Source organism: Deinococcus arboris (assembly GCF_009755355.1).
In the GTDB taxonomy this organism is placed as follows: domain Bacteria; phylum Deinococcota; class Deinococci; order Deinococcales; family Deinococcaceae; genus Deinococcus; species Deinococcus betulae.
The window spans coordinates 1-14,635 of the sequence record NZ_WQLB01000026.1 but is presented as its reverse complement, the minus strand read 5'-3'; the positions used below and the strand labels follow the sequence as shown (position 1 = coordinate 14,635).

At 66.2% G+C, this 14,635-nt stretch carries 24 protein-coding genes; all 24 read right to left on the bottom strand.

What is annotated here, in order from left to right; all coding sequences use genetic code 11:
* Window positions 1-58: 58 nt before the first annotated feature.
* Window positions 59-367: a TM2 domain-containing protein gene (locus tag GO986_RS16235; RefSeq protein ID WP_232337851.1), complete on the bottom strand. Its 309-nt coding sequence runs from the start codon at window positions 365-367 to the stop codon at window positions 59-61.
* Between the two features lie 126 nt (window positions 368-493).
* Window positions 494-850, bottom strand: coding sequence for a hypothetical protein (locus tag GO986_RS16230; RefSeq protein WP_157460353.1), 357 nt, complete (start codon window positions 848-850; stop codon window positions 494-496).
* 47 nt (window positions 851-897) lie between these two features.
* Window positions 898-1,581 (bottom strand): hypothetical protein, encoded by a 684-nt coding sequence (locus GO986_RS16225; RefSeq protein WP_157460352.1) that lies wholly within the window; start codon window positions 1,579-1,581, stop codon window positions 898-900.
* Window positions 1,578-1,811, bottom strand: coding sequence for a hypothetical protein (locus tag GO986_RS16220; RefSeq protein WP_157460351.1), 234 nt, complete (start codon window positions 1,809-1,811; stop codon window positions 1,578-1,580). The genes GO986_RS16225 and GO986_RS16220 overlap by 4 nt, the downstream gene beginning before the upstream one ends.
* A complete protein-coding gene (locus GO986_RS16215) occupies window positions 1,811-2,290 on the bottom strand; it encodes a hypothetical protein (RefSeq protein ID WP_157460350.1) in 480 nt (159 codons plus the stop codon). The genes GO986_RS16220 and GO986_RS16215 overlap by 1 nt, the downstream gene beginning before the upstream one ends.
* 11 nt (window positions 2,291-2,301) lie before the next feature.
* Window positions 2,302-2,679, bottom strand: a complete 378-nt coding sequence (locus GO986_RS16210; RefSeq protein WP_157460349.1) for a hypothetical protein — start codon at window positions 2,677-2,679, stop codon at window positions 2,302-2,304.
* Window positions 2,676-3,068: a hypothetical protein gene (locus GO986_RS16205; RefSeq protein ID WP_157460348.1), complete on the bottom strand. Its 393-nt coding sequence runs from the start codon at window positions 3,066-3,068 to the stop codon at window positions 2,676-2,678. The genes GO986_RS16210 and GO986_RS16205 overlap by 4 nt, the downstream gene beginning before the upstream one ends.
* An 8-nt stretch (window positions 3,069-3,076) precedes the next feature.
* Window positions 3,077-3,445 (bottom strand): hypothetical protein, encoded by a 369-nt coding sequence (locus GO986_RS16200; RefSeq protein ID WP_157460347.1) that lies wholly within the window; start codon window positions 3,443-3,445, stop codon window positions 3,077-3,079.
* 13 nt (window positions 3,446-3,458) lie between these two features.
* Entirely contained in the window at window positions 3,459-4,187 is a 729-nt protein-coding gene (locus GO986_RS16195; RefSeq protein ID WP_157460346.1) for a hypothetical protein, read from the bottom strand.
* Window positions 4,187-4,588 (bottom strand): hypothetical protein, encoded by a 402-nt coding sequence (locus tag GO986_RS16190; RefSeq protein ID WP_157460345.1) that lies wholly within the window; start codon window positions 4,586-4,588, stop codon window positions 4,187-4,189. Before GO986_RS16190 ends, GO986_RS16195 begins: the two co-directional genes overlap by 1 nt.
* 15 nt (window positions 4,589-4,603) lie before the next feature.
* Window positions 4,604-4,957 carry a hypothetical protein gene (locus GO986_RS16185; RefSeq protein WP_157460344.1) on the bottom strand — a complete coding sequence of 118 codons (354 nt, stop codon included), beginning with the start codon at window positions 4,955-4,957 and terminating at the stop codon, window positions 4,604-4,606.
* A gap of 92 nt (window positions 4,958-5,049) precedes the next feature.
* A complete protein-coding gene (locus GO986_RS16180) occupies window positions 5,050-6,144 on the bottom strand; it encodes a phage major capsid protein (RefSeq protein ID WP_157460343.1) in 1,095 nt (364 codons plus the stop codon).
* 75 nt (window positions 6,145-6,219) lie between these two features.
* Entirely contained in the window at window positions 6,220-6,582 is a 363-nt protein-coding gene (locus GO986_RS16175; RefSeq protein WP_157460342.1) for a hypothetical protein, read from the bottom strand.
* A 44-nt stretch (window positions 6,583-6,626) separates the two neighbouring features.
* Window positions 6,627-7,952: a hypothetical protein gene (locus GO986_RS16170; protein WP_157460341.1), complete on the bottom strand. Its 1,326-nt coding sequence runs from the start codon at window positions 7,950-7,952 to the stop codon at window positions 6,627-6,629.
* 3 nt (window positions 7,953-7,955) lie between these two features.
* The gene (locus tag GO986_RS16165; RefSeq protein WP_157460340.1) at window positions 7,956-8,237 is read right to left on the bottom strand and encodes a hypothetical protein; all 282 of its coding nucleotides are present in this window, start codon (window positions 8,235-8,237) and stop codon (window positions 7,956-7,958) included.
* Window positions 8,234-9,631 carry a hypothetical protein gene (locus GO986_RS16160; RefSeq protein WP_157460339.1) on the bottom strand — a complete coding sequence of 466 codons (1,398 nt, stop codon included), beginning with the start codon at window positions 9,629-9,631 and terminating at the stop codon, window positions 8,234-8,236. Before GO986_RS16160 ends, GO986_RS16165 begins: the two co-directional genes overlap by 4 nt.
* A complete protein-coding gene (locus GO986_RS16155; RefSeq protein WP_369409424.1) occupies window positions 9,628-10,989 on the bottom strand; it encodes a phage terminase large subunit in 1,362 nt (453 codons plus the stop codon). The genes GO986_RS16160 and GO986_RS16155 overlap by 4 nt, the downstream gene beginning before the upstream one ends.
* The gene (locus GO986_RS16150; protein WP_157460338.1) at window positions 10,986-11,756 is read right to left on the bottom strand and encodes a terminase small subunit; all 771 of its coding nucleotides are present in this window, start codon (window positions 11,754-11,756) and stop codon (window positions 10,986-10,988) included. The genes GO986_RS16155 and GO986_RS16150 overlap by 4 nt, the downstream gene beginning before the upstream one ends.
* Window positions 11,757-11,900: 144 nt before the next feature.
* A complete protein-coding gene (locus GO986_RS16145; RefSeq protein WP_157460337.1) occupies window positions 11,901-12,110 on the bottom strand; it encodes a hypothetical protein in 210 nt (69 codons plus the stop codon).
* 469 nt (window positions 12,111-12,579) lie between these two features.
* Window positions 12,580-12,909 (bottom strand): hypothetical protein, encoded by a 330-nt coding sequence (locus tag GO986_RS16140; RefSeq protein WP_157460336.1) that lies wholly within the window; start codon window positions 12,907-12,909, stop codon window positions 12,580-12,582.
* A gap of 76 nt (window positions 12,910-12,985) precedes the next feature.
* Window positions 12,986-13,888 (bottom strand): hypothetical protein, encoded by a 903-nt coding sequence (locus GO986_RS16135; protein WP_157460335.1) that lies wholly within the window; start codon window positions 13,886-13,888, stop codon window positions 12,986-12,988.
* 35 nt (window positions 13,889-13,923) lie between these two features.
* A complete protein-coding gene (locus GO986_RS16130) occupies window positions 13,924-14,109 on the bottom strand; it encodes a hypothetical protein (RefSeq protein ID WP_157460334.1) in 186 nt (61 codons plus the stop codon).
* Window positions 14,106-14,360, bottom strand: a complete 255-nt coding sequence (locus GO986_RS16125) for a hypothetical protein (protein ID WP_157460333.1) — start codon at window positions 14,358-14,360, stop codon at window positions 14,106-14,108. Before GO986_RS16125 ends, GO986_RS16130 begins: the two co-directional genes overlap by 4 nt.
* Window positions 14,357-14,572 carry a hypothetical protein gene (locus tag GO986_RS16120; protein ID WP_157460332.1) on the bottom strand — a complete coding sequence of 72 codons (216 nt, stop codon included), beginning with the start codon at window positions 14,570-14,572 and terminating at the stop codon, window positions 14,357-14,359. The genes GO986_RS16125 and GO986_RS16120 overlap by 4 nt, the downstream gene beginning before the upstream one ends.
* Window positions 14,573-14,635 lie beyond the last annotated feature (63 nt).

Here is a 14,635-nt window from a genome sequence, read left to right as displayed (position 1 = left end):
GGGGACCTCGACGGGAAAAAGAAAACCGCCCCGAAGGGCGGCCCTGAGAATGAGACCGTTATAGAAAGGCGATCTTGAGCAACTCATCGACAGGCACGTTGAGTCCAACGGCCAACCGCTGAGCAATTTCCATGTTGCGCTCACGCACCGCCTTACTGCTGTTAATGGCATGCGCAATAGACAAAAACACTGGAACAAGGGTCCAGCAGAACACTAAATGAAGTACGCCTGCGGTCGTGCGCCCCAAATAAAAGTGATGCACACCGAGACCCCCGAGAAAGAGGGCGAGCAGCAGATAAACAGTGGAATCTTTTTTCTGGCTCATGAACATTTGACGGGCGAGAGCAACGTTCTGGTCTGAGGTCATGAAGCCAGCTTAACCGTCGAAATTGTTGCGGCGTGCTGAACTGCTTCGTCCTCTCAGCGAGCACCCGAGAGGACGAGACGGCGTGGAGGCCGCTGGGCTTACCCTGGGCAATCGCCCAGGCGCCAGCTAGGCTTCCCTCTCGGCCTGCGCCTGAATCTGGTCGAGCGGCAGCACCCGGTTCACCAGCGCCTGAAGGACCCAACTACCCCCCGGGCTGAGATGCGGCAGGGCGCCCAGAATGGCCTGGGCCTCTCCAGGTGTGAAGCGAAAGGGCCGCAACTCCGCTGGCAGGTACAGGTCACTCATCAGGTCATGCGCCGAGTAGGCCCGGCCACGCGGCAATTTCTTCGCCTTCGGGTCCTTGCCCCCCTGGGCATTCAGCCATGTCGCCAGCACCTGATGCAGCGGCAGGTGCTCGATATACCGCAGCGTCACGGCCTCCTCGGCCAGCGCTTCGACCAGTGCGATGGGGAGGGTCAGCACCTTCGGCGGTGGGGTGTGGTACTGCGCGGCATAGGCAGCGACGAGGCTCAGGACCCGGGCAACCCGGCCGCCCCGCTCGCTGGGCCGCCCTCCGGGGCCGTCTCGTCGGCGTTTGGGTCAGGCACCTCTGGACCATTCTGAATGAGGCTCAGCAGCGGCCCCAGGTCTGCAGTCCCCAGGTTGGCCATCAGCCACTCCGGCGTCACCTTGCCCCCGTTGTCCGTCGCCCGGGCCGTCAGCAGGGCGGCCAGCAGGCGCAGGCTCCCCTCCGTGATCTCCCGGCTCGTACCGTCCTGACCCAGGGCGCCCGCCTGCAGTTGCTCCGCAAATGAGAGAGGCAAGGCGTCAAAGGTGCGCTCCTGCACTGTGAACGGCTCATCCAGCCATGAGGTCAAGGTGAGAGACCCCTGCGGCTTCTCGCCGGAGCGCAGCAGTGCGAGCAGCGGCGTGAGCGTCAGCGTCCCCATGTGGACCTCCACCCAGCCTGGGTTGATCAGAACGTCCCCCTGCACCCGGCTGCGCAGCAGGCCCGAGAGCACCCCGATCTGCTCCTGAATGAACGGCGCGACCTCGGTCCCCTCCAGGGCGTCAAGGTCATACCGGTCGCCCACGTCGGCGAGTTGCAGTTCCTCGGCCACCGTCAGGGGGTGCGCGAAAAAGGTCACCCCGCCAATGTCGAAGGGCAGGGTGCGGCGCGAGTTGGTGCCAAAGGCAAATTTCTGTGTTTTCATGTGACCTCCACGGTCAAGGGAATGCGGGTGGTGATGCTGAAGGCGTCCACGTCGCGCGGCAGGCATACCTGCAGGCTGTGGCCGTGTTCATTGGTGAGGCGAACGGGCGCGGTAGGAAGCGCGTCCAATTGAAGGGCGAGGACCACGGCGTCCAGTTGCCCGTGGTCCTCACCCCCCTGCGTGATGACGGCAACCCCTGGGGTGCCCGCCCAGGTGTCGCGCCAGAGCATTAGGACTGAACGCCCTTGGTGGCTTTGCCCGCCGTGCTGATGGTCGGGTTCTCGACCGTCACCAAGCCGTCCACCGTGGACTTGATCTTCCAGCTGTTGACACTCATCACGCCCTCGTACACAGGCTTGCCGGCGCCGTTGCCCTTGGGCTTATACCGGTACGCGATGGGTGCCGGCGTCGTGGCAGACGTTTCCATGATGCCGAGAGCGTCGTCATCCGCGATCCACTGCATTTCGCTCAGGTCCACGGTGCCCGTGGCACCCACGGGCATCTCGACCTCATCACCGCCGCTCGCAAAATTCGTGAAGCTGATCGTGCGGTTCTCGTGCCCCACGGTGACTTCGCTGCCCAAGCTGAGCACTTTGTACGCGTTCGTCGCCGGCATGGCGCCATTCACGCCCAGAGGCGCCACTTCAAAGATTGCCGCAGCGCCTAGAGTGACTTTTGACTGAAGTTCAGCTTTCGTGTATGTGGCCATGACTGGCTCCTTTAAGGCGTGACGGTGAACACGAGCTGGTCGGGGTACCGCTCCGTTGCCTGCAGCACGTTCACGTCTGTGGCACTACGAAACACGCCCAGCAGCGCGTTCAGCGCCGGTGAGAGGGACTGACCGTCATGCGCGACCAGCCGAATCTGGTAATGGTCAATCGTGATCGGCCCGGCGAAGGTCTTGATGACGGTCGGCTCGGCGGTGGGGGCAATCAGCACTTCCAGGCCTTGCACGGTGACGCCCTCGTCTGGGTCGCCCACGTGCAGGGCCGGCGTGCTGGCCCCATTGGTCAGGATGTACGTGCCCAGCAGGATGCCGGCATTCTGAAGCGACGTGGCGACCGTTGCACGGACGTCTGGGAGGCTGGCCTGGATCATGCGTCCCGCCAGGCCCGCGCGAGGACCTGGGGCATGTTCAGGCTGCGGACGGCCTGCAGCGGGGCATTGCGGGCGGGGAGGCTGTACTGGCGCTTGCGGAACACGGCGCCCAGGAACACGGCGGCGGCGTACTCGGCATTCCAGGTCAGCTGCACGCTGAGCTGAGCAACGCGCCGGGGTGGTTGCAGGCTGTCCCGCAGCGTGCCGGTGTCTACGATGTTGCGCTTCCGGCCGACGACCGTACCGTTCTGGCGGTGGGTGGTGCCGGGCCAGGCCCAGGTACGGGCATTCATCAGAGCCGTGGCCCGCTTGGCGACCTGCTCAGCGGTGCCGGCTAAGGCGCGGCTGGCGCGGGCTTCGAGCGCGCGCAGGTCGGTGGTAACGCGCACCCCCACGATCAGGCCTCGCTGGCGGGGGCGGGGGTGTACGGATGCACCTGCAGCAGCAGGGGTTCTAAGGCGTCCAGCGCGTCAGCTTCGGCCTGATCGTGCAAGTCCTGTTCACTGGGGAAGCGGTCGTACTTGCGCGTGATGGCCTCGTTGTAGGCGCCGTAGCCACTCAGGGTGAGCTTCAGGGCGCCGCGCAGCTGGGCCGTGTGGCGCGCCTCGGGGTCCACATCGGGCCGCACATTGACCACGGCGGTCCCCGCCTCGCGGTCGAGCGCGTAGGTGACGTCCTCTTCCTGGTCGGGGACCTCGGCGACGGTGACGCGCTCCAGCAGGCCAGCGAAGGGGGCGGGCTCGGTCTTTTTCTTCGTTCTGCTCATAGAAACCTCCAGTTCAGGGGGTGGACCACAGGGCCAAGAAGCGCCCGCCGAATTGCGCTTCGGTGGCGAGGTCCTCATCGGGAGAGGCGAGTTTGAGGGTCAGCGTCCCGCTTTGCCCTTGCAGGCTCAGGGGTGCTTTCAGGCCCCAGCGCAGGCTGGGGGGATGGGATTTCGGGTCCGTCAGGCTGCCCCAGCGGCCGATCAAGACGACTTCGGCCGCATCGGCGCCCACCGAGTCCCGAATACGCGGGTCGGTGGTGGCCGACAGGCGGGCCTGAATCGGAAAGGGTGTAGGTGGAGCTGGGACCTGGTTGCCCGTGCCCGGCTGGATGACCGTGCCGGTGCTCGGCACCTGGAACACGAGGTCGTGGACGCGGGTGCGCTCAGGCAAGGGCGCCACTCTGGCCACGAGGCAGAAGCCCCGGCCGCCAGGGTCCAGCGGCACGGCCACCGGGACAAACACCCGCCCCGTGCCGTCCGTCAGCATCCAGCCCAGCGTGCGCGCCACCTCCAGCGGCGGCAGGAGGGCGGTGAACGTGCGGCTGGCCACCTCCGGGGCGTCGATGTCGGGCCCGATGCTCGACCGGTCCTCTTCCTCGCCCAGCAGCGCCCGCACCGGCACGCCCGCCTGCCCGAAGCGGGTCAGGGTCAACGGCCGGGCCAAGTCTGAGGCCAGCACCTGCGTGATGACCGGGCCCACCTGCGCGAGCTGAGCCTCCGCGGCGTTCAGGAGATCCAGCATCAGCGGCTGACCCCGACTGGCCGGCGGCGCGGCGCTCCTGGCAACGCCAGGTCAAGAAACTGCGCAGCGAAGGCGTGCCATTCCTCAGCGGCAACCGTGGCCCGTCCATGAACATCCGTTCCCGAAGGGTTCAGTGTCAGTTCCAAGCCCGGCAACTTGATGCCTTTCAAGCCGCCGCCGGTACTTTCCTCCAGACTGAGCACCCCGCCCAGGCCAGCCTTGAAGCCCAAGCTCTTAGCCGCAATCGCGGTGCGGGCCGCTTCTGCCGCTGGGCCGCTCAGGCTGGCCAGGTCTGCTCGCCGCTTGGTGGCCTCCCCACTGGCCCAGATGGCCGCCAAATTGAGGAAGGCAGCCTCAGGAATGGGAGCCCCAGGAATGAGGGTGGGCACGTCCGCAGGCACAAGCGCCTGCACGGCTCAGTCCGCTTCGATCAGCTCTTCGCTGCGCAGCTTCTCGCGCACGAAGGGCGACAGGGGCACTTCGGTAGGCTCTTTGCCGATCACCTCGCGGGTGCCCGGATCAGTGAACTCGCCGCCGTACGCTGCAATGGCGTCATTCACACGCACCGTGACCGTTTTTTCCTTGGGTGCAGCCTTCCCGCTGCCTTTGCCCTGGAATTCGTTCAGCTTGCCGTCAAAGGCGTCGCGCTGCTCGGCGCCGTCGCGCTTGGCCAGTGCCAGCAGCTCGTCCAGCTGCTTCTGATTGAGGGTGTCCGGCACCTTTTGCCCATTGGCGGCTTCAATGTCCCGGATCGTGTCTGCTTTTGCCATGTCGGTCTCCTGTTGGTGCTGCGCTGGGCACCAGTCCCACTGCCGAAAGGGTGAGGCGCCCCCGTCTGGAGGCGCCCCTCTTCACACCTGGCTCAGGCGTGAGCCTTGGTGCGGAAGGCCTGGGTGTCGGGCTTGGCCCAGCCCACGACCTCACTGATGGCGATGATTTCGAATTGCGAGGTGATGAGCTTCTCGCTCTCCACGATCTCGCTGCCTTCCTCGTAGAACTCTTCCAGGCCGTTCGTCTGGTCGATGCCCAGCAGCTTCTTGCTGCCCTGCAGCGCACTGTCGGTCATGGCCATCTTGGGCTGCATGCCCAGGATGTTGGGCCACTTGCCGGTGTCGCGGAAGTCTGCCCCGGCCGCCGTGGCCGCCACGCCCGTAAAGATGTCGAGGTTCAGAATCGCTGCGAGGTCCGCCGCGTCGGCCGTGATGATGCCGAACTGCACCCCGTTGACCAAGCCGTCCATCTGCAGGGCAATGATGTCCTGCAGGGTGAAGGTGGTCCCCGTCGCTGCTGTGCTGGCGGGCGCAGGGTTGCTGTTGCCGTCGCCGTTCAGCGCGGTGTTCAGGGCCTGCTTGGTCTTCCGGCGGTTCTGCGCGCGGCTGATCTTCGCCACGTACCGGCTAATGATGGGCAGACGGGCACGGCGCACCGACTCGTAGCTCATGCGCAGGACGCCCCCGTACTTCTGGGCATTCACCGCTTTGTCGCTGAGCTTGATGGTGTAGGCCGGCAGCTCGCCCAGTTCCGAAACGCGCCCGAACTCCAGATCCTTCTCCTGGCCAGCCTGAATGACACCAGTGCGGTAAGTGTTGTTCTGAATGCCCAGGCGAGTGCTGACCAGATCGCTGGTCTGCAGCACGTTCACGGCGTCACGCTCGGCGTCCCGGTACTCCCGCACGATGAACTCGGGAAACAGGACGCGGTTGGTGGGATCCGAGAGGAAAGCGTCGCCCGTCTGCGCAAACTCCCCCTTCGTACGGATGCCCGCAGCGGCCAGCAGCTGCTTGAAGGCGTCCACAGGTTCACCCTGGCTGTTCTTCGCGTTGGGCTGGAACAGTTCCTCGGCAATGTCGCCCTTGCGGCCCATTTCGTTCAGGTACTGGCTGAGGGTCATACCCTCGCGGGCGGCATCCTGGTACAACCCCAGTTCGAGATTGCTCAGCTTCGTAATTTTCGTCATGGATGGCTCCTGAAAAGGCATTGGCCTGCCACTGGCAGGCCAAGCACGAGGCGAAAGAGGGTGGGCGGGCTGTCTTCAGCCCAGGTCAATGGCGGCCAGGTTGGCGCTGGTATCCACGCCCAGCACCTGCGCGTTGCGGCCCGTGCTGGCGCTGACCTTGGCCTTGCCAGTACCGTCCACTCCGATCTTCTGAAGGCCATATACAGCGGCGCCGGTCCAGGGCACCACAATCACGCCGCGCGTAAACACGGTGCCCACGCCGTCCGATTCCTTGCTGACGGCCTTACCCAGCAGCGGCCCATCGGCGGCCCCACGGCCCGCCGTACCTGCTGCCGTTTGCGTCACAGCGTCACCAATCACGACACCGCTGTCATAAACAAAAGTGAGGCCGCTGTTATGCTGGCCTCCCATTTCAATGTTCGTTCCGGGGATTTTCATGTCAACTCCTGAGTGTCATTCATGCTTGTGTCTTAAAGCGCTGCTTACACCGCGTCGAAATTGGCTTTGGCCTTCTTGCCTCCCTGCGCCTCGGGCGCGTCCTCACTCAGCCGGACATTGGGCAGCCCGGCGTCGCGCTGGGCGGTCAGGCGCTGAACCTCGGCCCGGATGTCCGCCAGCTCCAGGGTGCCGAAAGCCTTCTTCGTGCGGTCGGCCGCCGCGCGCCCAGCCTCGTCATTGCCACTGACCGAGAGGGTCAGCGCGTGCAGGTCGTTCAGCAGGTCCTGCCGGTAGGTGCGGCCGTCGCTAGCCTCGGAAGCCAGGGCCTGAAGGCGCATGGCCGTCACCTCTTTCGGCTCAAGGCCCAGGGCCGTCGCGTGCGCTTCCAGTTGGGTCTGCCCGCCCCGGGTTACCGCGTCTTCAATCTGCGTGTCTAGCAGGGCTTGGGCTTCAGTGGGGGTGGCGTCGATCTCTTTGACCGAGCCGTCAGGCAGCTTGAGACGAAGTTTCACAGTGTCTTCTCCTGTCGTGGCCGCCAGACTCGGCGGGGGAGGGGGCGCGCCACTGTCCGGCTGGGCAGCGGCCTTCTCGAACGTCGCCTGCATGTCCTTGCTGGCGGCGAGCTGGAAGCGGGTGGGGATGGGCGGAGCAGAAATGGGCGAGGGTGCCGACGCGGCCAGGACGCCGCCGCTACCGGCGTCCCCCCCGACCCGGGTGCCTGGGTACGCTCCCCGGTAGACCAGCGAGCCTTCCCCGAACTGCACGTTGCCCGTCGTCCACACGAAGCAGAGCTTCTGGACACTGACGTTCGTTTCCGGGTCCGTGATGGTGTAGACCCGCCCGCGCCAGTAAGGGCTGTCGTAGTAATCGCCCCCGGTGATGGAGCAGATCGCCTTGTCGTAGAAGAAGCCGATGCTGGCTTCGTTGATCACGCCCCCATCGATCAGGCCCACCAGGCGCTGGCCTTCGGCGTCGTTCAGCACATAGAACCAGGTGTCGAGCCACAGCTCCTGCGCCGGCTGCCCCAGGTCTGGCGTGGCCGTAAAGGCACCCTCCACCACGGCCGCTGTATAGAAGCTGCCCAGCGGCGTGTTGTCGGTGACGTGGGCGCTCAGCACCGGGCCACCGCCGTCATTGATCTGGCTGGCCAGCAGGCGCAGGTCACCGTCCGGGCTGCGGGTGAAGTAGCTGGTGAGCTTGTTGCCGTACAGGCGCACGGGCCGCACGAGGATCTGCTCGGCGGTCAGCGCCGCTTTGCCCCGCCGGGCCTGCAGCGCATTGATCTGCTCCAGGTGACCATCCGGTAAAGCGGTGCTCGCCCCGTCCGCGAGGACCAGGGCGAGCGAGAACGCGGCTTGATGTCGGGTCATGGCTTAGCCCTCCCGCTCCGGCCAGTGCCAGGAGAGTGGCCCGGCTGCTTCGTCATAGCGGACGCCCTCCACGAACTGCATCGGGGATTGATGGTCCGGATAAAGGACATGAACGTCCACCGCCTGGGCCTCGCACAGGGTGGCCCGGCGCGCTTCTTCCTCCGGCTCGCGTGGGACAGTGCCGCTGTACGGGGTATAGACCTGACTGATCGTGGCGGCCAGGTGCTGGCCGTCGCCCGCGACGAAGTGCACGACTCGGCCAAGGCTGGGTTTTTGCTGTGTCATGAAGAACCTCCAGTGTCAGGGGGTGGTGTGGGGCCGGCACCAGGGTTCCACCAGTCCGGCGCGCGGTCGGCGTCTTCGGTCACCACGTCCCAGCGCCGCATGGCCTGCGCGGCCCAGGCCGGGCCGAACACCCGCACCAGCGCTTCATCGGTCTGGGCCTTGAAGAGAGCCGCCCTCGCCTCGTCAAGCGCGAAGGGACTGGCCGGCGGGGTGAAGCGCACCCAGGCTTGGGCGGGAATGCCCCGCAAAGCCAGGTGCAGGTTCATGCCGAACTGAAGCTGCCGGGCCACCGTCTGCTGAATGGCCACCGCCTGTGCGTGCACGATGGGCAGCGTGACCTGGGCCAGGGCCTGCGTGGTGCTGTCCATCTCGCCCCGCAGGAACGGCAGGGTCCGCAGCGCCCCCCAGACGCGCTTCTGATTCCCCTTGGTAATCTCCGGGGCGCCGCTCGCAGTCTGATTGATGGGCACCACCTGCAGATCGGTCTTATCTGGCCCGACGTACACGCCATTGGCACTGCCACTGACAATGACATCGGCCAGATCGGAGAAGTAAGCGCTGACCGCCTCGTCATAGCCCGGGTCATTGACTGAGGTGCACCCCAGGTCCTGCGGCGGCGGAATGGGAGCCGTCGCCCGCACCAGCGCGCTGCGGGCCATCAGGTTGATGACGCGCTGCTCAGCCCCCAGCAGTTGCCGCTTGCGGTCCAGGGCGAACAGGGAGGCCAGGAAGAGCGGCAGGCCGTACGGGGAACGCCCAGCAGTGCGCGGGGCCGCGTACAGGTAGGTGCGGGGGTGCAGCAGCACCGCGTTGCCCGGGGCGCTCTGCTCATGAATCAGCGCCTGCGTCTCGCGGTCGCGGCGAATCCGAACCTCTTCGGCCGGCACCACCGCCACCCCAGCCACGCCCCGCCGGCTGCGCTCGGGATACCACTCGCAGCTGCTGGCCCCAGCGAGTGCCAGTTCGCCCACCTGGTTGGCGATCAGGCCCGAGAGCCCACCACCTTCCGGGAAGATGGCTTCACTCCAGGCTTCCAGTTCGAACTCCGCCTGCTTGCTGGCCCGGCTGCCGCCCGTGAAGTCCAGCGTGAAGCCCGCCCCGCAGAGGGCCTGCAGGTCCCCGAGCGAGCCGGCCACGTCGTCGTCACTCTCGGCCAGGCCCCGCAGCACGCCCACGATCCGACGGCGACTGTCCCCTGGATACCCGGCCAGCGTGTCCTCGAAAAACGACAGCAGCCCCGCCAGGTCGTTGGGGTCCCGGCTGACCCGGGCGTTCGGGTCCCGGGCCAGCTGCGTTCGCAGGCGCCGCAGGGCCGCGTGAGCAACGTTGGACGTTGGGGCCTGGGGTGGGGGCTGGCCCCCCAGGAGGGCCCGGACACTTTGAATGATGTTCACCGGTTCCTCCTCGCGCCGCCCCGGAAGGCCGCGCGCACCGCACTGGGCTTGGGCTCTGATTCACGGCCCAAACCATCCACGTAGGCCACGGCGTAGCGCATGGTGTCCATGCCGTGGTCGTTCTCTTTCACGGGCGCTTCCTTCTCTGTCTTCCCTCGCACCGTGGGGTACACGTACCCCGGTAGCTCTTCGAGCGTGCTCGTCGGCTTCTTCGCTTCCACCAGGTTCTGGTCGGTTTCGACCAGGCTGTCCCGCATGATCATCAGGCGCGGCTTGCCGTCCGGTGCAGGCCGGATGCGGGCTTCCACCGCCTGAATACCCGGGCTGACCGCTTTGAAGGCCGCCGTGGTCACGGCGCCCAGGTGCCGCTCCAAGGTGGCGCGGTCCTCAGCGTCGTGATCCGTAATCGTCGCTTCAAAGCGCTCGCCCTCGCTCAGCGCCTTGATCTGCTTGGCGTGGTCTTCCACCAGGCGCTGCGTCCGGTACAACTCGCGGTACAGGATCATGCGCCCGTCCGGGTCAATCGCCCACCACTGACAGGTGAAGGGGTTCGTGTACCCGAAGTCGATCACGCGGATGCGGCGCCACTCAGCAGGCAGCTCACGCTGGTCAATGATGTTCAGCTTGTCATCCCAGCCGCTGTACACCATGCCCTCGGCTGCCACCCATTGGCCCTTGCGCAGGCGGTTGTACCGAACACCCGTGAGCTGATCGAGTTTGCTGATGTACGCCGCGCCGTACTCGGTCAACTGGCCCGCCGGCGTGAAGAGGCGGGGGTTGTCCTCATGCCGGCAGAGGATGCGCCGCGTCTGACCCCGTCGCATGCGCTGATTCAGCCAATGCGTGGGCGCCCCTGGATTGCAGTCGGCTAACAGTTGCTGGTACGGCATCACGCCGTTTCTCAGGCGGGTCGTGAAGGCCTCCCAGTCTTCCTCGTGGAACTCGGTGGCCTCGAAGGCGCAGATCACGTCGTATTCCGACGACATGATCTTGATCATCTTGTCCATGCCCCCCACGACCAGCTCGCTGCCGTTCGGGTACTTGTAGGACCGCCGCACGTTGCGCTGCTGATTTTCCGTATCGCAGGCCGGGCGCACGTGATCCTCCCAGGTCACGAGCGTGGTGTCCGTCAGGCTGGCCCGTGTCTTGCGCACGATCAGGCCACGCATGCCGGGATACTTCAGCGCCAGGGCGTTCAGCTTCTCCAAGAGGCCCCGGCTCTTGCCCGTGCCAGCCGGGCCGTCGAGCACCACCTCCGGGTCCCGCGCGAAGAAGAGTTCGCGGGCGGCGCCGAAGGGTTCATAGACCAGGGCGCCCGGCGGGTACTGCTGCCCACTGACGTGCACGGCCCCAGTCACAGCGCGTCCTGGGGAATGCCCACGATGAACTTGATGGGCAGGGGGCTGCCGTCCGGGTTCTCCAGGGCCAGGCGGTCGCCCCAGAGGCGGTAGTGCTTGCCCAACAACTCGCGGGCGGCGGCGGCGTCGTGGAGTTCAATCTCCAGGCCGAACTTGGTTTCCTTGAGTTTCTTGACCAAGTGCAGCTTGCCGGCGTTCTTCGCCTTCTCCAGATCGATACGGACCACCACGCGCTCTTTCCACTCGGCCTCAATGCTGACTTCCGGATCGCCCTCTTCAGGGTCTGCCTTGGCCAGGGCCCGCTCACACTTGCGAACCGCCCGGTTCAGGCGGCGCAGTTCCTTTGTGATCCAGTCCGAGCGGTCTTCCTTCGCGCTGTCGAGTTCCTCGCTCAGCTCCGCGATAGTGTCATTCAGCAGATCAATGGCCTCTTCCGCCGGCAGATGCACGGGCTCCAGATAAGGCACGCGCTCGATGGTCAGGAAATCCTCCATCGAGCCAGCCGCCACCTCAGCCGTGCGGGCCCGAACCTCGTTGCGGCCCATGACCTGCTCGAAGCCCGCTTCCACGGCCGCCGCAATGTTCGGTTTTGTCAGGTTCTCGCTGGCGATCTGCCGCGCACTGTCCTCGCTGTAGCCAGCCGCAATCGCCGCTTTCGCTCCATTTGGTTCGCGTACGTACTCTCGCACGAATTTCTTCTGTTTCGGCGTCAGGTCGGCGAGCAGCTGCTTGTACGTTTTCGGGGTGTCGGTGTCGGGCTGCGTCAAGGCTGCTCACCTCCTGGGGTGGCCGGAGCAAACGAAGCGGCGCACTCCTCCTCGTTTAGGGAAGGGGTGCACCGGCGGTGGGGTGGGGCGGGCACGCAGAACACTCGGGGCCGCGTGGGGTCTGTGGTTAACGAAGCGGCTTGCTCAGGTGTCCAGCTGGTGGGCAATCTCTCGAATCAACACGCCCGACACACTGAACCCCGTGGGCTGCACCGCCGTGTCGGTGAACCAGAACATGCGGTTGTGGTGCCCCTGAACGGCCTGGGCCTGCTGCGCGGCCTTCGTGACCCACTCGTCAGAGCCCGTGAAGGTGTGCGTGGTGTCGTCGGTCAAGTGCAGGGTCAGGGTAGCCATGCGAACAGGGTACGGGGAAGCGCTGTGCTCAGGGCTGCCGGAGTCGCACCGGCGTCAGGCTGCTGCCCTGATAGAAACCCAGCCGCACGCATTCCACGGTAGCGCGGCTGGGGTCAAACTCGCACCGGCCAGAGGGTGAAGACCCTGGCCAGCAAAGCGTCTCGGGCCGTGCGTACACGGTGCTGGCGCGCTTCCTCCAGCAAGCCCGTCTGTCCGGGCGGTCAGCGTCTCCATTCGTAGGGTCTCGCGGTCAGAGCAGTCGGGCTTCCGTCAAAGAACGTCCCCCGCTGCCGCACGCCAGTCTCGTCGGCGTGAATCCACGTGCGCGGGGGGCGCAGCAGGTTGTGGAGCGGCTTTCTGAATCACACACCTCGCAAGGTGGACGCGGGCGATCCGTCTTTGGGGTTCGCTGTTCACCCTGGGGCGGCAGGGCACAGCGGCTGGCGCGAGTGGTTCCAGCGGGGCTCGGTCAGTACGCGAAGTCGGCGCGGGCCACGGTGAAGGTGCGCAGGTGCGGACGCTGGTCCAGCAGCACGCGCGTCAGGCGCTGCGTCACCCGGGCCAGCAAGGGCAGGCGCGGCGCGCTCAGGTCGTTCCGGGTCAGGCGCTCCTCGTCACTGGCCAGCTGGTAATGGCACATTGTGGCCTTGACCTGGCGAGCGCAGCCGGACCAGAAGGAAGCGAACGGGTCATCCCACGCACTCGTCATGACCGGCGGCTTCTCCGGCGGACTGGCCACCTGGGCAGCAACGGGGACAGCGCACAGCAGGGAGATGGGCAGCAGCAACAGTCTTTTCATACGACCTCCAAAGGCCAAACAAGAACGCCGCCCCCGAAGGAACGGCGCGTGATTTCGACTTTGTTGTCCAGCCTATCTAAATTATGGGGTCACCATTGGATTTGTGCAATGGGATGTTGCGCAAATGCTCTTGCGCTTCGAGGTCACCCACAGTGAAGGCGAGGCTCAGCACGGCCTGGGCGTAACGCACCGCCTGTGGCCTGCTCGGATGCCACCCCCCGCGTGGATCCAGCAGCGTTGCCAGCGTCCGGCCCTCCCGAATCGCGCTCAGCGTCTCATCCGCGTTCACCAGCGCCGCCAGGGCGCTCTCAGGCACTGTGCGGCGGCCGGGCAGTTCAACCTCCCTGGCCCGCAGGTCATACGGCGCACTGGCCCAGTTCCCCACCACCGGGCGCATGCGGCCGTCTCCACCCTCACGCCGTTCTCTGGGCAGCTCTTCCAGCCTCCCCTGCCACACCCGCCAGGTCCGCAAGGCCTGGTAATAGCCTTCTGCGGCTTCACGGGCCGCCCGCTCCCGTTCCCGGCGGTTCTTCCCGCTGAACTCGTCATGCACGATCCGCGTGTGTGTCTGGCCCAGGGGCGGCGCTGGCGGTGGGGGCGGCCCCGGCTTCTGGTAGCGCCGGCCCGGGCTGCTGATGGTCAACAGGGCGCTCTGCCCGGGCAGGCCCTGCACCTGTTCACGCGCGTACTGCGCCGGGTCCTGCACATTCCGGGCCCGCGTGGCGCGCTCCTGAGGACTGATCTGCCAATCCTGAGCCTGCTGGGCCATGAGGATCTGGCGGTACAGGGCCCGCAGCTGACGTCGTAAGGTTCGGGCGCCCGCTCGGCGAGCCCGCCACATCGCCCGCACCAGGCTGCGGCGGACCTCGCGCAGGCCCTCTTCCGTGGGGCTGAGCCACTGGGCCCGCACACGCTTCTCAGCCGCCTCCAGACTCGGCAGGCGCGGGCGGCGAGGGGCAGTGGTCTTGGCTTTGGGCATGGGCACCTCAGGGCGGGCAGGGCGGTGAGCAGCGGTCAAGGGCGCCGCCGGTTCGAGAGGTTCAGCAGATCCGCCAGCGGGTTGGCCTGGACTTTCACAGCCCCCTGCAGCTGATTGACCAGCGGCCCCACGGTCTGGGCCCAGGTCTCCAGCGCCGCCACACGCCGGCCCAACCGGGCGTTCTCTTCTTCCAGGGAAGCAATCTTCTCAGCGTCAGTCATGCAAACCTCGGGCGCCGAGCGCGCGTGCGAATGATGGGTGGGAGGTTCGTGGGCCGCTCGAAGGACTGAGACAACTGGGGCAGCAAGCCGATGTCGTAGGTGTAGTGGCCGGCGGTGTCGTTCGCCCGCACATACCCACGCCGCAGCCGCTGGTACGCTGCCGTGACCAGGCCCTGCAGCACGGGGTCATCGGTGGCCGCCAGCGCCTGCTCGTATTCACGGTCCATTTGCCGTCGAGAAGGGGGTTTCACCTCTCCCCTCCCCCGCTGGGCAGGCCCCGCAATTCGCACAGCCAGTCCCGCAGGGCGTCCAGAGCGTGAGGCGGAAGGCGGTTGTACTGGGTGCCCGCCCCGGTGGCGAGCACTTCGGCCCCACCCTCCGCTGTGGCGCGTAGAGTCACGGTCCCCTGAAATTCACCGGGCAACGTCAACGGCGCTGGAACGATCAATAGCTGGGTGCGCACAGTTCCTCCTGAGCGGCGGCCAGGGCCTGGTCGAGGGTGTAGGCGACGGTCACGCGAAAGCCC

Bases quoted from the DNA above. Each gene is read 5' to 3' on its own strand.
- GO986_RS16235 (WP_232337851.1), bottom strand. From the start codon at position 367: ATGACCTCAGACCAGAACGTTGCTCTCGCCCGTCAAATGTTCATGAGC.
- GO986_RS16225 (WP_157460352.1), bottom strand. From the start codon at position 1,581: ATGAAAACACAGAAATTTGCCTTTGGCACCAACTCGCGCCGCACCCTG.
- GO986_RS16220 (WP_157460351.1), bottom strand. From the start codon at position 1,811: ATGCTCTGGCGCGACACCTGGGCGGGCACCCCAGGGGTTGCCGTCATC.
- GO986_RS16215 (WP_157460350.1), bottom strand. From the start codon at position 2,290: ATGGCCACATACACGAAAGCTGAACTTCAGTCAAAAGTCACTCTAGGC.
- GO986_RS16210 (WP_157460349.1), bottom strand. From the start codon at position 2,679: ATGATCCAGGCCAGCCTCCCAGACGTCCGTGCAACGGTCGCCACGTCG.
- GO986_RS16200 (WP_157460347.1), bottom strand. From the start codon at position 3,445: ATGAGCAGAACGAAGAAAAAGACCGAGCCCGCCCCCTTCGCTGGCCTG.
- GO986_RS16195 (WP_157460346.1), bottom strand. From the start codon at position 4,187: ATGCTGGATCTCCTGAACGCCGCGGAGGCTCAGCTCGCGCAGGTGGGC.
- GO986_RS16185 (WP_157460344.1), bottom strand. From the start codon at position 4,957: ATGGCAAAAGCAGACACGATCCGGGACATTGAAGCCGCCAATGGGCAA.
- GO986_RS16180 (WP_157460343.1), bottom strand. From the start codon at position 6,144: ATGACGAAAATTACGAAGCTGAGCAATCTCGAACTGGGGTTGTACCAG.
- GO986_RS16175 (WP_157460342.1), bottom strand. From the start codon at position 6,582: ATGAAAATCCCCGGAACGAACATTGAAATGGGAGGCCAGCATAACAGC.
- GO986_RS16170 (WP_157460341.1), bottom strand. From the start codon at position 7,952: ATGACCCGACATCAAGCCGCGTTCTCGCTCGCCCTGGTCCTCGCGGAC.
- GO986_RS16165 (WP_157460340.1), bottom strand. From the start codon at position 8,237: ATGACACAGCAAAAACCCAGCCTTGGCCGAGTCGTGCACTTCGTCGCG.
- GO986_RS16145 (WP_157460337.1), bottom strand. From the start codon at position 12,110: ATGGCTACCCTGACCCTGCACTTGACCGACGACACCACGCACACCTTC.
- GO986_RS16140 (WP_157460336.1), bottom strand. From the start codon at position 12,909: ATGAAAAGACTGTTGCTGCTGCCCATCTCCCTGCTGTGCGCTGTCCCC.
- GO986_RS16135 (WP_157460335.1), bottom strand. From the start codon at position 13,888: ATGCCCAAAGCCAAGACCACTGCCCCTCGCCGCCCGCGCCTGCCGAGT.
- GO986_RS16130 (WP_157460334.1), bottom strand. From the start codon at position 14,109: ATGACTGACGCTGAGAAGATTGCTTCCCTGGAAGAAGAGAACGCCCGG.